This window comes from Algibacter mikhailovii, assembly GCF_014651495.1.
GTDB lineage: Bacteria > Bacteroidota > Bacteroidia > Flavobacteriales > Flavobacteriaceae > Algibacter_E > Algibacter_E mikhailovii.
Genome location: NZ_BMWZ01000003.1, coordinates 1 through 14822 on the forward strand (window position 1 = coordinate 1; position 14822 = coordinate 14822).

A 14822-nucleotide genomic window follows, 5' to 3' on the forward strand; every position below is an offset into this window, starting at 1 on the left:
CAATTCAATATGTTTATGAACTTTTTTATCTTTCTTTCTTAACGCGTTTCCTTGCTAAGCGGGTGCAAATATAAAACCCTTTTTTAATCCCACAATGCTTTTTTTCGTTTTTTTTAAAAAAAATTTTAATCCCTTTTAATCAATCCAAAATATTACCTGTAGAACGTATTGCCGCAAACATATACTACCGTTTTTAGCGGCTGCAAATATACCACCATTTATTATCCACAAACAAACTTTTTTAAACCTTTTTTTAAACCTTTTTTTTATTAAGCACTAAACACCTTATATACCAACACTTACATCTCAAATCTTTTTTGACTTTATATCTAATTAACCCAATAGATAAAGCCCGTTTGAATATTAAATGTAATTTATATCTGTATATGTAGTACTTAATATGACAATATTTAGTTTAATACTATTGTAAACTTATAAATTTATGAAGTACTTTTTCCCCGATTAATTAAGAAATTCAAACTAACTTTTGCTATTTCTGAGAAAACCTTTAATCTTCTCTTTAAACAATCTAACCTTAAACTTTCTAATTCGTTTACTTAATACTTTCTTCGCTTTTGGGGTTAACTTCACATGTTTTAAAATAGGCTCAAGCGTATTTAGTGTTTGGCTAATGCGATAAGCCTTTGATTGGCCCGACCACACTGAATCATTATGAATTCTGTAAACCCCCATTACTTCATTTAAATATTTGATCTTTTTATCCTGTACTTGAATAATAAATAAAGGCCAATCTCCCATAGGTAATAAGTTAAACCAATTTGGCAATTCGAAATTATTACGCATAACAACGGTATTAGTTGCAATAAAATTTCTTATTAAGATATCTTCAATGGTCGTTGTCTCTGCAGTATCACCCACAATAAAATCATCCCCAAAAACACCTTCATTTTGATAATATATTTTTGATGTATTAAAACAGATATTATAATCCTCATGATTTTCTAGGAAGTCAACTTGCTTTTGTAATTTTAATGGATCCGTCCAATAATCATCCCCATCACATAATGCGATATACTTCCCTTTTGCCTTTGGGAACATAAAACTAGACCATGGCATTTTTTTTTGTGAATATTGATTTTCAGTTTGAAGTATAGGTACTATTCTACTATCCTTTTTAGCATAATCCCTAATAATTTCGGCGGACATATCTGTAGAAGCATCATCATGAATTATAATTTCTATTGGAAAATCTGTTTTCTGCATCAAAAAGCCTTCTATAGCTTCTTGAATAAACTTTTCATTGTTATATGAAGTACAGCAGATACTTAATAATGGCTCCATCTAATATGATATTTTTAGTGTTCTAATTGGTTTTTAATAAATATCACATATTCTACTATTCATAGCTAAACTATAATCCATACTTTTTTTTGTAAAGAAATTGTGCAAATTCAAAATCAATTTGAGTATCCACATCCGCAGCCTCTTCTTGAGAAACTTTCATAAAATAGGGCTTAGAACAAATAACATTCTTAGCCTTTAACATGGCTTCTCTATTCGCTATAACTAAACCAAATGTTGGAGCTAAATATTCTGGCAGATTTTGTGAATTAGGTGCGTTTTTGGGGTCGTAATTAATTGCTTCCCCATGATGCCATAAAAACTCTTTGACAACTTTAACAGACATTAAACTATTGCAGTCATTATAATAAAACTCATTAATAGCCTTTAAATATGACTCCGTCTCAATTAATGGCGCAGTGACCTGGGCAATCATAATATTTTCAGCTTCAGTAACTCTGGCTAAATACTCATGAAACTCACTATTTGAACATTTAGAACTTGCAAAATAAGGTTCTCTTTTACAATACTTAACACCCTTTTTTATTGCTATTTCAATAGCATAATCACTGTCCGTATTAACAATTATATCGTCTAAAGGTAACTTTAGAACTTGATCTAATTTATGTTCAAAAAGAGATTTGCCTGCGAATGGCTTAAAATTCTTATTATTAACCCTTTGAGACCCTGCCCTCATTGGAATTACAGCAACTAATTTTTTCATAACATTTACACCTTATTCTATTGAGTCGTTTTTAAATTTATTTGTAAACTACAATTTCATAATTATTCTCTTTTTGAATTTAGTTAGAATAAACAAAAAGAAACAAAATTAATCTTTTTATCAAGCCTAGCCTAATTGGAGCAAATTCATCCCACAATAGAAACTAATCTTAAAGGGTTCAGTACCCCTTCAATTCATTAATAAACGATTCTATAGATTTCTTCTGAATCGTTTTTATCTCACTTATTTTACTCAGGTTGATAATTTTATTTTTGTTTTTAGAATAACTAATAAGCTCAAATGGATATATTTTCATTTCCCACAAGCCCTTACTTGAATTTGAAATATTTTGAATATTTTTCTCATTTTCAACTATTTTTTTCAAATCTTCCTTATCATCCTTAAAAAAGTGATGTCCGTAAGAATTTGTAAAATCAACACCTATAAGGTAAATCTTATCAAACCCCATATACAAAGCTAAAGGTATTGCTCCTTCTGGAACCACGCTAGTAACGGATGTAACACCTTCCTCTATTTTAAATGGGTTATTATAAACATCGCTTAATCTATTCCATAGTCTAACATTGGCCATACTATGGTCAGCACTCGTTTCAAAATGAAATAATTCAATATCATTTTTGGTTAATTTCTCCCTAAGTTTTCTCTTGTCCTGATTCCATATCAAATTAATGAATGTCACTCCCCCTTTATTCCTTAATGCCTTAAGAGCTTCATCTAGCCAAGAGAATTGGGCGTCCACAATTACATTATAATCTGGAACATAATGTTTATAAGACGAATTTGTACCGATAACAGTAAACTTTTTTAACACCTCCACTGGCAAATCTTTTAAAGATGGTCCAGCCCCCATTATTATACAAGATTCTCCTTTATGCTTATTTCTAAAAGGCGCTATTTTTTTTTTAAAGAGCCTTTTCCTAAAAGGCTTTCGAACTAGATTATCAATAACATTGCTTAAATTCATGATTATTAATTTATCATATCAGGAGCAAAAACAGGTATGCCATGAGTTTTAGCTACATCATTCCGTTCTACGTAACTATCGTCAATAAATATTGCCTTATGCCCTTCTATATATTTTGATTTTTTAGATTTATCATCAATATGAATTACCTCATCAAACAAGTTACTAAGTCTATACTTGGCCAAAGATTCATTAATATCAAATTCATGACGGGTAATTAAATATACATTTTTTTCTTCGTTTATCCATTGATATATCTTAGCTACCAATTTGACATTAACCTTTCCGTCAAGCACTAAACAATCATCAAAATCTACATACACCTTATCAAATTCATAGTCCATTTTAACGACTACATCTAAGGCTCTATCAATCTCTATATTCAAATTATTTTCAAGGATGTTAACATCATAATCAAATGCATCAAAAACACTAAGTAAAGCAAAATTTACACCTTTATACCTGTATAACAAAGAAGACCCTCCCATACGAGAAGCCACCTCCATTAATGCCAACTTATTATTGACATCTCTTTTAACTTGGAAAAACCATGCCCCCCTGAATACTAATTTGGAGTTAATAATTTTCGCAAATTCTTCAAATTCTGTTCTTTCATTAGGATCGATAGAAACTGTATTCACTGAAATTCCAGTCCTTGTTCTTCTCCGCGGCCTAGGACCTACAAACATGAGCTCTCCCTTTCTGTTTGTAAAACAATCTACGGTATACTCTTCACCTGGTAAATAATCACAAATAATACAATCTCCCCATATTTTTAAATGATTTTCACCGTCATCGAAAGATTCAATAATTTTTGCTCCTTTGGAGCCATAGCCAATAGTAGGTTTAACAAAAACAGGAAAACTTTCTATTTCACCCAAGTCCTTATAAACTTTAGGAATATTAACAAGGTTTTCTAAACGAGAATATGTTTCCTTTTTTGACGAACAAACTAGACTTGTCTTAAGAGGTGAAGAAATAATTTTACAATTCAACTGGGATTCTAAAGGCTTCAGAAATGATATTAACATATCCATTGCTGGATAAATAGCATCTATGCTATGCTCGTCAATAAAATTCTTTAAAAAGGAAACAAAATTGGGTTTTGAAATAAAAGGAAAATTACCATAATAGTTTTCAAAAACAAATTTGCCATGATCATCAATACTGCTACCACCTATTAGATGAACATGCCTACTAAACTTCAGTGAGCGATGAATTTCAAGCCCCACTTCAGAACCACATGGAAAAACTAATATATTTTTCTTCATTAATTATATATTTTGAACTTATATAAAAAAGGTTAATCTTACTTTTTACCAAATAACAGAATTTGCCTGCTATACTACCCAATCGTAATATTTATAATTTCACAAATATTATCAACATCATCTTCGGTAAGATCAAAATACAACGGCATACACAATATTCGTTTTGAAATATCCTCAGCAATTGGCATGTATTGACCACTTAAATATTCTATTGTATTTAAAGCCGGGTAAAAATAACGTCTTGGAAAAACATCTTGTTCCCTTAAAGCTTTTGTAATTTTATGCAACTGCCGTTCTGATTTAAAAACAATCGGCATATATGCATAATTATATTCTACTTGTTTTTTTATCTTTTGAAAAGACAGGTTATTATTCCCTACTAAATGCTCCATATATCTATCATACAAGTACCTCCTTCTATATAAAATCTTATCAAAGTAAGGAAAAACCGCCAACCCCATGGCAGCTTGAAGCTCGCTCATTTTAGCGTTTATCCCTAACCCATGAAAAGCTTCCTGTCCATCATGTCCAAAATTATGATGATAAAACATGATATCATACAATTCCCTATGTCTTGTAAACATCGCTCCTCCTTCTCCGGTATGAAATATTTTTGTAGCATGAAAACTACAGGTACTGATATCACCATATTCAAAAATAGACTCATTTTTATAAGTCACACCAAAAGCATGGGCAGCATCATAAATGACCTTAAGATTATTTCTATCAGCTATAGCCTGAATCGCCTTTACATTACAAGGATTGCCAAACACGTGGGTTGCTATAATAGCAGTCGTCTTTTTGGTTATTTTTGCTTCAATTTTATTAGGATCAATATTAAAAGTATCTTTGTCAATATCCACAAAAATAGGTGTACAACCTTCCCATACTATACTAGATGAAGTAGCTATATAACTAAAAGGTGTTGTAATAACCTCATCTTTTAACTGCAGTGATTTAATTGCAATTTGCAAAGGTAAAGTCCCATTAGTTGTAGCAATTATATTTGAAACATTAAACTTATCACAAATTTGCCTTTCTAATGATTCAACTAATTCGCCTCTGTTAGTAAGCCATCCTTTATCCCAAGCCTTTTTTACAAACGCATGATACTCCGCTTGATTGGGCAAAAAAGATTTAGAAACATTTATCATCTAAAAAGTAATGGATTTAGGTTAAAGCAAATATAATTCTTTAGAATTGATTAACTGTTTTTATTTCATTTTTGCCCAATTCATTTCTTCCGTCATAAGATGAAACCTTTAAAGAAATTGGCCATGAGGTTTTTAAAGGTGTACAGTATATTGTAAATTTGCACAAGAAAAACACCTTTCTCTATTCCATCAAGAAATAGTTTGAAAAACAATGTTATCGTAAACCCTGTAAGAGCTTAAAATCTCAATAAAAATCAATGAATTATAAAGAAGCACTTATACATCCTATTTTTAAAGTTATTTCAAAATCAGCACAAGAATTGCACTTAGATGCTTTTGTAATTGGGGGTTTTGTTCGGGATTTTCTTTTAAGTCGTGGTGATGCTAAGGATATTGATATAGTGGCTATTGGAGACGGGATACAACTTGCAAAACAAGTTGCAAAAAACCTACCTAATAATCCTAATGTACAGGTATTCAAGACCTACGGCACTGCCATGCTAAAATACAAGGATATTGAGATTGAATTTGTTGGTGCAAGAAAGGAATCGTACACTGAAAACAGTAGAAATCCTGCTGTAGAAAATGGCACTTTAGAAGATGATCAAAACCGAAGGGATTTTACAATCAATGCACTAGCCCTAAATTTAAATGTGGCTAATTTTGGTGAATTATTGGACCCTTTTGATGGAGTTAAAGATTTGAAAGAAAAAATCATTCGAACACCTTTAAACCCGGACATAACCTATAGTGATGATCCATTACGCATGTTACGCGCCATTAGATTTGCCACGCAATTAAACTTTGTTATTGAGGAACATTCTTTAAATTCAATTACGAAAAACAATAATCGCATACGCATTATTTCTAAGGAACGCATCATCACTGAAATAAATAAAATATTAGAAAGTGATGTGCCCTCGATTGGCTTTATTCTGCTTGAAAAAACAGGTTTGCTTGAACATATACTCCCTGAAATAACAGCATTAAAAGGCATTGATGAAGTTGAAGGTCAAAGACATAAAGATAATTTCTTTCACACCTTGGAAGTGGTAGACAATATCTCTAAACATACAGAAAACCTTTGGTTGAGATGGGCTGCATTACTGCATGACATTGGAAAAGCACCCACCAAAAGATTTAGTAAAAAAGTAGGGTGGACATTTCATGGTCATGAATTTGAGGGCTCAAAAATGGTGTACCGATTATTCAAAAGGCTTAAAATGCCATTGAATGACAAAATGAAATTTGTTCAAAAAATGGTATTATTAAGTTCAAGGCCGATTGTATTGGCTCAAGACTTAGCTACAGATTCCGCGGTAAGACGTCTCGTTTTTGATGCGGGAGACCATATAGAGGATTTAATGACACTCTGTGAAGCGGATATCACGACAAAAAACCCGAGAAAATTCAACAAATATCACAACAACTTTAAGATAGTAAGAGACAAAATAGTTCAAGTTGAAGAACGAGACAAGGTTAGAAATTTTCAACCGCCCATTACTGGAGAAGAAATCATCAAGACCTTTAACTTAAAACCATCTCGCGAAATTGGAATAATAAAAGAATTTATTAAAGAAGCAATTTTAGATGGTAAGATTCCCAATGAATATGAAGCCGCACAAAAGCTTATGCTTGAAAAAGGCAAAAAACTGGGACTAAAAACGAGTTCTGAAGATGATTAATATTATAAGAACAAATGCGGAACACAAAGATTTTGTTAAACTAGTTCATTCTCTAAATGAGTATTTAAAAGTAATAGATGGTTCTGATCATGCTTTTTACAATCAATATAATGGCTTAGAAAACTTAAAGCACGTTATTATTTTATACATAAATAATACGCCTGCAGCTTGTGGCTCATTTAAGTTATTTGATAAAAATACCGCAGAAATAAAACGAATGTATACAGTTCCTGCATTTCGTGGCCAGGGTTTGGCTTCTAAAATACTGCAAGAATTAGAAAAATGGGCCATGGAAGAAGGTTTCAAATCCTGCGTTTTAGAAACTGGAAAGAGGCAGGATCAAGCGGTCTCACTCTATCATAGAATGCAATACATTTTAACACCTAACTTCGGTCCGTATAAGACGATGAGCAATAGTATTTGTTTTAAAAAAGAGTTTACTCAAAATGAAAAAAGATAACAAAAAAGTAATTTATTGGTTATTAACCGGATGTATATTAATCTTTATAATGGTGGTAGTAGGCGGTATTACAAGGCTTACACATTCTGGGCTGTCAATATCAAATTACAAGCTGATTTCTGGTACAATTCCGCCGTTAAACAATGTTGAATGGGAAGCAGCTTTTGATCTTTATAAGCAATATCCGGAATACCAAAAATTAAATAAAGGTTTTACGTTACAAGAATTCAAAGATATTTATTTTTGGGAGTGGTTACATCGCGTTATAGGAAGATTTATTGGCCTAGTTTTTCTGCTACCTTTCTTATATTTTATAATTACAAGGCAACTCACCAAAGCAACCTTAAAAAAATCTCTCGTGCTATTGACCCTAGGTGCTTTTCAAGGTTTTTTAGGCTGGTATATGGTTAAAAGTGGTTTAGTGGATAATCCTGATGTAAGCCATTTTAGATTAGCTGCCCATTTAACAACAGCATTTATAACCTTTGCCTGTACCTTATGGGTAGCTCTAGATTTACTTTTTCCTATTCATAAAAAGATAAACAAGCCGTTTAGAAACCTTTTACGTTTTGGACTATTACTTCTAATTATTCAAATTATTTATGGCGCATTTGTTGCAGGTTTAGACGCTGGATTCATTCATAATCATTGGCCTTTAATGAGCGAGGGCAAATTTATGCATCAAACGGTTTACATTGAACAAAATCCGCTTTATAAAAATTTCATTGAAGGAAAAAGTGGGGTACAGTTTGTTCATAGAGTTCTTGCATTTATCCTAGCTGGTTACATTATCGCCATTTATATAAAATCAAAGCGTCTTAATTTAACCAAATACCAATCCATGGGTATACAATACCTCCTAGTAATTCTAGTTTTTCAATTTCTGTTAGGCGTTTTTACCATATTATTACAGGTACCCGTATGGTTAGGTGTAGCCCATCAAATAGGCGCCTTCTTTCTGTTAAGCGCCATGACATTTACACTGCATCGTTTTACGAAATAAGATAAAATAGCTACCTTTGCAAAATTAATTTTATTCATTAATGGTTTATAGATTTAGAGTCATTTTAGATAATGACACAGATGAAGATATCTTTCGAGATTTAGAAATTCTAAAAAGCGACACGCTAGAAGATTTACACAATATTGTGACGCAATCTTTTGGATTTGACGGTACGGAAATGGCTTCTTTTTATATAAGCAATGATCAATGGGATCAAGGTGAAGAAATCTCTTTATTTGATTTAAGTGAAGACTCATCTGCCCGTTTAATGAATGAAACCACATTAGACAATGTTGTTCATGAAAAAAGTACAAAACTTATTTATGTTTACGACTTTCTTAATATGTGGACTTTCTATGTAGAATTAGCAGAAATTGTTGATCAAACAGAAGGACATGATTATCCGAATCTTATGTTTGTTCAAGGCCAAGTACCAGAAAATGCTCCAGAAAAATTATTTGAAGCTGACCCAAACGATGATTTTGATGAATTTCAGGACGGGATTGATGTTGATGATTATGATAATCTAGACTTTGACGAAAACTGGAATTAAAGGCGTTTAGTGTCTTAAATTGACGGGATTGACATTTTCATAATTACGCGTTAAAAACTCCAAGGAGTATTTAACTATATCCCCCATGTTTTTACTCTTCTTAAAGTTTACATCATGCGTATAATCAAAGATGGTCATTTTTAATAGTTTCACATGTTCGCGTGTTGAAATTTCATCACTTCCCATGCAATCTATTAGCCTCCCCACTCGATTGTAAAAACTCTTTAAACGTTTTACAACTATAGAACGTTCTTCTGTTTTATATTGGTCAATGGATAATTTTTGTATACTATTAGCCACCAATTTTACCATTTCATAGTTTTCTTTAAAATACTGTGGTCTGTAAATATTAAACTTTCCTTCATAAGATTGCTGGTCAAAATCTATAGCTCTAATTTTATAAACCACCTTATCAAAATCATGTGTTGGAACTATAACATAATTATAAGATCTCATATCTCCTAGCAACCTTATCATGCAACGTTCATTAAACTTAACAAACTCTTTGGCTATTTGAGATTTTTCACGTTTACTGCAATTTGGCAACATATTTTTAATAAACTCATCACCAGGAATACCAGCAATATGCTCTTCAATTAACGTGTTTTCATAAACCAAAAAATTTAAATTATAAGGCGATAGCATATGTTCTAATTCCAAGCCATAAATACGGGAAGCATCAGCGGTTTTTACATAGAAATAGATGGAATTGTCATTTAAAACATTTCTTATTTTTATTCTAAAAGGCCTAGAATTACCAAAGGTGCAATAATCAATGGCATCAACACTCAAAAAAGGCAAGATATTCTCATTACCATCAGAATGAAAAATAGTATACACTTTTTTTAAGGCCGACTCAATTTCCTCTCTTTCAAACTCGTTGTAATAAACACGTATCCATAGGGTATCATTTTCGTTCTTATCATACACAACTATAGAACCCTGAAAGCGCAATAGGTCATCGTAAAAAATAGGTATTTTAATATTACGGTTGTATTTTGTTAAATACCTATCTAATTTTGAAGAAATAGGAAACGATGGTTTTCTTTTAGATATTTTTAAATCTTGCATAGTCTTAATCTTATTCAAATTTAAGGCTTTTAAAGATATCTTGTAACAAATTTTAATCACTTTCGTCATATCTATAAACTAACTCATGCCTTCTATTAGAATGCATAAAAAATATGATTCTTTGGAACCAATTCTCACAATTACAAATCTCACGAAGAAATTTGGTTATTTAACAGCTGTTAAAGATTTATCCTTCACCATAAATAGAGGAAATGTTTATGGTATTTTAGGTCCCAACGGCAGTGGAAAATCTACCACTCTAGGCATTGTTTTAAACGTGGTTAATAAAACAGCAGGTAATTTTCATTGGTTTGACGGAAATATAAGTACACATGATGCTTTGAAAAAAGTAGGCGCCATAATTGAGCGTCCCAATTTTTACCCTTATATGAGTGCCGCTCAAAATTTAAAACTGGTCTGTAAAATTAAAGGTGTAGATTATCAAAAAATTAATGAAAAACTTGAAATTGTTGGACTTTTAGATAGAAAGGACAGTAAATTCAGAACCTATTCTTTGGGCATGAAACAACGATTAGCCATAGCCTCTGCCCTACTAAATGATCCTGAAATCCTTATTCTAGACGAACCTACAAATGGCTTAGACCCCCAAGGTATTCATCAAATTAGAGAAATCATTAAAAAAATAGCAGAAAAAGGAACGACCATTCTATTAGCTTCCCACCTGCTTGACGAAGTTGAGAAAGTATGTTCTCATGTAGTTGTGCTCCGGAAAGGCGTAAAATTATACGCCGGCAGAGTTGATGAAATGATTTCTAGTCATGGTTTTTTTGAATTAAAATCAACCAATGAAACTAAACTTATAGCCCAATTAGAAAACCACAAATCATTTAGTAAAATCATATCAAAAAATAACCTAATAACAGCCTTTTTAAACGAACCTATGAAATCAGAAGACCTCAATGAATTCCTATTTAAACAAGATATCATTCTGACTCATTTAGTCCAACGTAAAGAAAGTTTGGAGGAACAATTTTTGAAATTAACTGATAATTCTTAATTCAACAAAAAACAAAAACTAATGTTCCGACTTTTAAACCTAGAATTACAAAAGTTACTGCTTAATAAAGCAAGTAAAGTACTCATTTTCATATCTTTCATTTTACCGTTTTTTGTTATACTCCTTTCTTCATTAAAATTTAATGTGTTTGGCTTTTTTACTTTAGAATTAGGCGAATTAGGTATTTTTAACTTCCCAATCATTTGGCACTTAACTACTTTTTTTGCTTCACAATTCAAATTTTTCTTCGCCATTGTAGTGGTTAGCATGATTGGTAATGAATACAGCAACAAGACCTTAAAACAAAACCTTATTGATGGATTAAGTAAAAAAGAATTTATACTATCCAAATTTTATACAATTGTATTCTTTTCACTAATTTCTACATTAATTATAGGTGTAATTTCATTGTGCATTGGTTTGTATTATTCCAGCTATACTGAAGTTTCCATAATATTTAGAGAAACAGAATTTCTTTTGGCCTATTTTATCAAGCTAGTTGGCTTTTTCAGCCTTTGTCTCTTTTTTGGCATGTTGGTAAAGCGCTCTGCATTTGCATTAGCCTTTTTATTTATTCTTTATATTATTGAATGGATTATTTACGGACTTATGATGTGGAAACTCAATGCTGACATAGCAGAAAAAATACAAAACTTTTTTCCATTAAAATCCATGTACAAATTGATTGACCAACCCTTTCAACGTATTGCAATGTCGAAATTTCCTGATAAAGGAAATTTATCTTATGATTATGGCGCTCATGGTTATGAAATGCTTATTGTCCTTTGCTGGACAGCATTATTTATATTTTTATCTTATAGATTGTTAAAAAAGCGTGATTTATGATATCTTTGATAGCGTTGCTATAAAAGATGAAAAAAGCCCTATTCCTAATATTCTGCGTATTACGCCTGACCACATATGCACAAAATGAAGCTACAAATTGGTATTTTGGTTTCAACTCGGGGATCAAATTTAACTTAGCCAATAATACGGTTTCTGCGCTTTCTGATGGAAAGCTAAATACAATTGAAGGTTGTGCCACAATATCAGATGATCTAGGTAAGCTTTTGTTTTATACGGATGGCATCACTGTATGGAATAGAAATAATGATATTATGCGCAATGGTACTGGATTGCGTGGCGACCCTTCAAGTACGCAATCTGCAATTATTGTTCCTAAGCCTAATAGCGATACTATTTATTATATTTTTACAGTTGACGATCATTCCTTTGACTTTTTTGGTAATCCCCTACCCCATTATGGCTTAAATTATTCGGTTGTTGACATAAGTCTAGATAACGGTTTAGGAGAAATCATATCCAAAAACATCAATCTGCTCCAAGAATGTTCTGAAAAAATTACAGCCGTCATAAAAAATTGCATTACCGGTTCTATTTGGGTAATAGGCTTTGCTTCACAAAATAGTAACACAGACATTTTTGATACTTTTCACGCCTTTGAAATTGGGGATTCAGGAGTAAGCCCATTCGCTGTTAAATCCACTTTTAATATAAGTATTTTAGATAAACGCGGGTATTTAAAACTATCTCCAGATGGGACAAAAATGGCATGCGCCAATGCCATTGATGGCTTATATTTATATGACTTTGATGCGAACACGGGAAAAGTTAGTAACCAAATTCCTTTAACTATAGATTTCAAAGCCGATAGGCCTTATGGTGTTGAATTTTCTCCGAATAACCAATTGCTTTATGTGAGTTCCTCAAATGATTTTTTTGACTTTGAAAACCCAAGAAATAATGATATTGAATCAAATCATAAATCTTTATTAACCCAGTTCAACCTTAACGCTACTAATATTGATGCTTCTGCAATTACTATAGATGATAGGAATTTGTTTCGAGGAGCACTTCAGTTAGGACCTAATGGTAAAATCTATAGAGCCCTAAGTGGTACATATTTTAACGGAAAAAATGCACTAGGAGTAATCAATACCCCGAATCAACTTGGTGTTGCCTGCGACTACAAACATAACGCAATTAGCCTAGGGGCTTCAGAATCATCACAAGGTTTACCACCTTTTATATCCTCTTTTTTTAACAAGAAAATCGATATCATAAAAAATGGCAAGAGTACCAGCAGCTTGGGATTATGTGCTGGGGATTCTTATACACTTTCTGCTGATATAATTCCAAATGCCACCTATTCATGGACACGTGACAAAATAGAATTATCTGAGACAAGTTCAACATTGGAAATTTTAGAATCAGGGTATTATGAAGTTTATATTAACCCAAACAATGGTGACTGTGCCATTGAGGGAGAAGCTTTTGTCACCTTTAACGCTAATCCAGAAGCTCTGAACAATACCCTATTGCAATGCGATGATGACAGTGATGGTTTGACTATTTTTAACCTCGAAGAGAGTATCTCTGCCTTAACAAATAATAAGCCAGACAGAACTGTGAAATTCTTTTCAAACGCATCCAGAACTAATGAAATATTAGAGGACGCCTATAGAAACACTACGAATCCTCAAACCATTTTTGTTAAGGTTATTGATGATATTACAGATTGTTTTAGTTTTTCTGAATTAACCTTGGAAGTTAGTGTAACAAGCGCTGAGGATTTTGATTTGACTGTTTGTGATGATGATGGTGTTGAAGATGGCCTTCACAGTTTTGATCTCAACCAAGCGGGTAATAATATAACAGAAAACCTATCTTCGGATTTAACCATAAATTACTATGAAACTTATAATGACGCTCTTTTAGAGCAAAATAAACTCAATACGTCCTACAGCAATACCACACCAAACTTTCAAACTATTTTTGCACGCCTTGAAAACAATAATAGTTGCTATTCCATTAATTCTATAAACCTTATTGTTAATGCCCTTCCTAACATCACCTTTGACGAAGAGACTTTTTATTGTTTGAATACGTTTCCAAAACCTATAACAATTAATGCAGGGGATTTAGATTCAATTAATAGTTATTCCTATCAATGGTCTACAGGAGAACGTTCTCATGAAATAAATGTAAATGAAATAGGAATTTATTCGGTAACAATAACCAATAGTTTTGGATGTTCCAAAACAAAAAGAATAACTGTTGCTCCTTCCAATATAGCAACTTTTGAGTCCGTTAATATTACTGATGCCTCTGAAAACAATACTATTACTGTAATAACCTCTGGTGATGGCGCCTACCAATACCAATTATTGGACAGCAAAAATTCCGTAATAACACCTTTTCAGGACAGCAATATTTTCTTAAATGTTTTTCCCGGCATTTATACTATATCGGTTAGAGATACTAAAAATGATTGCGGAATCACGACCAATAAAGTATCTGTTATTGGGTTTCCTAAATTTTTCACACCTAATAATGATGGTTATCATGATACTTGGCAAATCTATGGCGTGTCTGAAATGTTTCAACCGAATACTAAAATTCAAATTTTTAACAGATATGGGAAATTAATCAAAGAGTTAAATCCCCTAGGAGAAGGATGGAATGGCTCTCTAAACGGTATAAAATTACCCGCTGATGATTATTGGTTTTCGGTCACATTACAAGATGGTAGAGTGTATAAAAACCATTTCGCTCTAATTAACTAAAAGGAACAT

At 32.1% G+C, this 14822-nt stretch carries 13 protein-coding genes; 7 read left to right on the forward strand and 6 right to left on the reverse strand.

Features of this window, described 5'->3' with window-relative positions:
• Positions 1-480 precede the first annotated feature (480 nt).
• The 5 genes from IE051_RS06195 to IE051_RS06215 form a co-directional block, all read right to left on the reverse strand.
• Positions 481-1302 carry a glycosyltransferase family 2 protein gene (locus tag IE051_RS06195; RefSeq protein WP_189359926.1) on the reverse strand — a complete coding sequence of 274 codons (822 nt, stop codon included), beginning with the start codon at positions 1300-1302 and terminating at the stop codon, positions 481-483.
• Between the two features lie 70 nt (positions 1303-1372).
• Positions 1373-2026: an acylneuraminate cytidylyltransferase family protein gene (locus IE051_RS06200; protein WP_189359927.1), complete on the reverse strand. Its 654-nt coding sequence runs from the start codon at positions 2024-2026 to the stop codon at positions 1373-1375.
• 178 nt (positions 2027-2204) lie between these two features.
• On the reverse strand, positions 2205-3011 hold the full coding sequence (locus IE051_RS06205; protein WP_189359928.1) for a 6-hydroxymethylpterin diphosphokinase MptE-like protein: 807 nt from the start codon (positions 3009-3011) through the stop codon (positions 2205-2207).
• Positions 3012-3016: 5 nt separating this feature from the next.
• On the reverse strand, positions 3017-4282 hold the full coding sequence (locus tag IE051_RS06210) for an ATP-grasp domain-containing protein (RefSeq protein WP_189359929.1): 1266 nt from the start codon (positions 4280-4282) through the stop codon (positions 3017-3019).
• Positions 4283-4356: 74 nt separating this feature from the next.
• On the reverse strand, positions 4357-5436 hold the full coding sequence (locus tag IE051_RS06215) for a DegT/DnrJ/EryC1/StrS family aminotransferase (RefSeq protein ID WP_189359930.1): 1080 nt from the start codon (positions 5434-5436) through the stop codon (positions 4357-4359).
• A 257-nt stretch (positions 5437-5693) separates the two neighbouring features.
• Between IE051_RS06215 and IE051_RS06220 the strand changes: the two genes are divergently transcribed.
• From IE051_RS06220 to IE051_RS06235, 4 genes are read left to right on the forward strand one after another with little or no spacing between them, the layout of a single operon-like run.
• Complete coding sequence (locus tag IE051_RS06220) at positions 5694-7121, forward strand: CCA tRNA nucleotidyltransferase (RefSeq protein ID WP_189359931.1); 1428 nt, start codon at positions 5694-5696, stop codon at positions 7119-7121.
• Entirely contained in the window at positions 7114-7581 is a 468-nt protein-coding gene (locus IE051_RS06225; RefSeq protein ID WP_189359932.1) for a GNAT family N-acetyltransferase, read from the forward strand. The genes IE051_RS06220 and IE051_RS06225 overlap by 8 nt, the downstream gene beginning before the upstream one ends.
• On the forward strand, positions 7568-8584 hold the full coding sequence (locus IE051_RS06230; protein WP_189359933.1) for a COX15/CtaA family protein: 1017 nt from the start codon (positions 7568-7570) through the stop codon (positions 8582-8584). The genes IE051_RS06225 and IE051_RS06230 overlap by 14 nt, the downstream gene beginning before the upstream one ends.
• A 40-nt stretch (positions 8585-8624) precedes the next feature.
• Entirely contained in the window at positions 8625-9137 is a 513-nt protein-coding gene (locus tag IE051_RS06235) for an IS1096 element passenger TnpR family protein (RefSeq protein WP_189359934.1), read from the forward strand.
• A 6-nt stretch (positions 9138-9143) separates the two neighbouring features.
• On the opposite strand, the gene IE051_RS06240 is transcribed toward IE051_RS06235, so the two are convergent.
• Positions 9144-10208 carry a hypothetical protein gene (locus IE051_RS06240; RefSeq protein WP_189360388.1) on the reverse strand — a complete coding sequence of 355 codons (1065 nt, stop codon included), beginning with the start codon at positions 10206-10208 and terminating at the stop codon, positions 9144-9146.
• 121 nt (positions 10209-10329) lie between these two features.
• On the opposite strand from IE051_RS06240, the gene IE051_RS06245 reads away from it, so the two are divergent.
• Genes IE051_RS06245 through IE051_RS06255 form a run of 3 tightly spaced genes read left to right on the forward strand, consistent with a single transcriptional unit; the run spans position 10330 to position 14813 of the window.
• The gene (locus tag IE051_RS06245; RefSeq protein WP_189359935.1) at positions 10330-11226 is read left to right on the forward strand and encodes an ABC transporter ATP-binding protein; all 897 of its coding nucleotides are present in this window, start codon (positions 10330-10332) and stop codon (positions 11224-11226) included.
• A gap of 21 nt (positions 11227-11247) precedes the next feature.
• Positions 11248-12072: an ABC transporter permease gene (locus IE051_RS06250; RefSeq protein WP_189359936.1), complete on the forward strand. Its 825-nt coding sequence runs from the start codon at positions 11248-11250 to the stop codon at positions 12070-12072.
• Between the two features lie 26 nt (positions 12073-12098).
• A complete protein-coding gene (locus IE051_RS06255) occupies positions 12099-14813 on the forward strand; it encodes a T9SS type B sorting domain-containing protein (protein ID WP_189359937.1) in 2715 nt (904 codons plus the stop codon).
• Positions 14814-14822 lie beyond the last annotated feature (9 nt).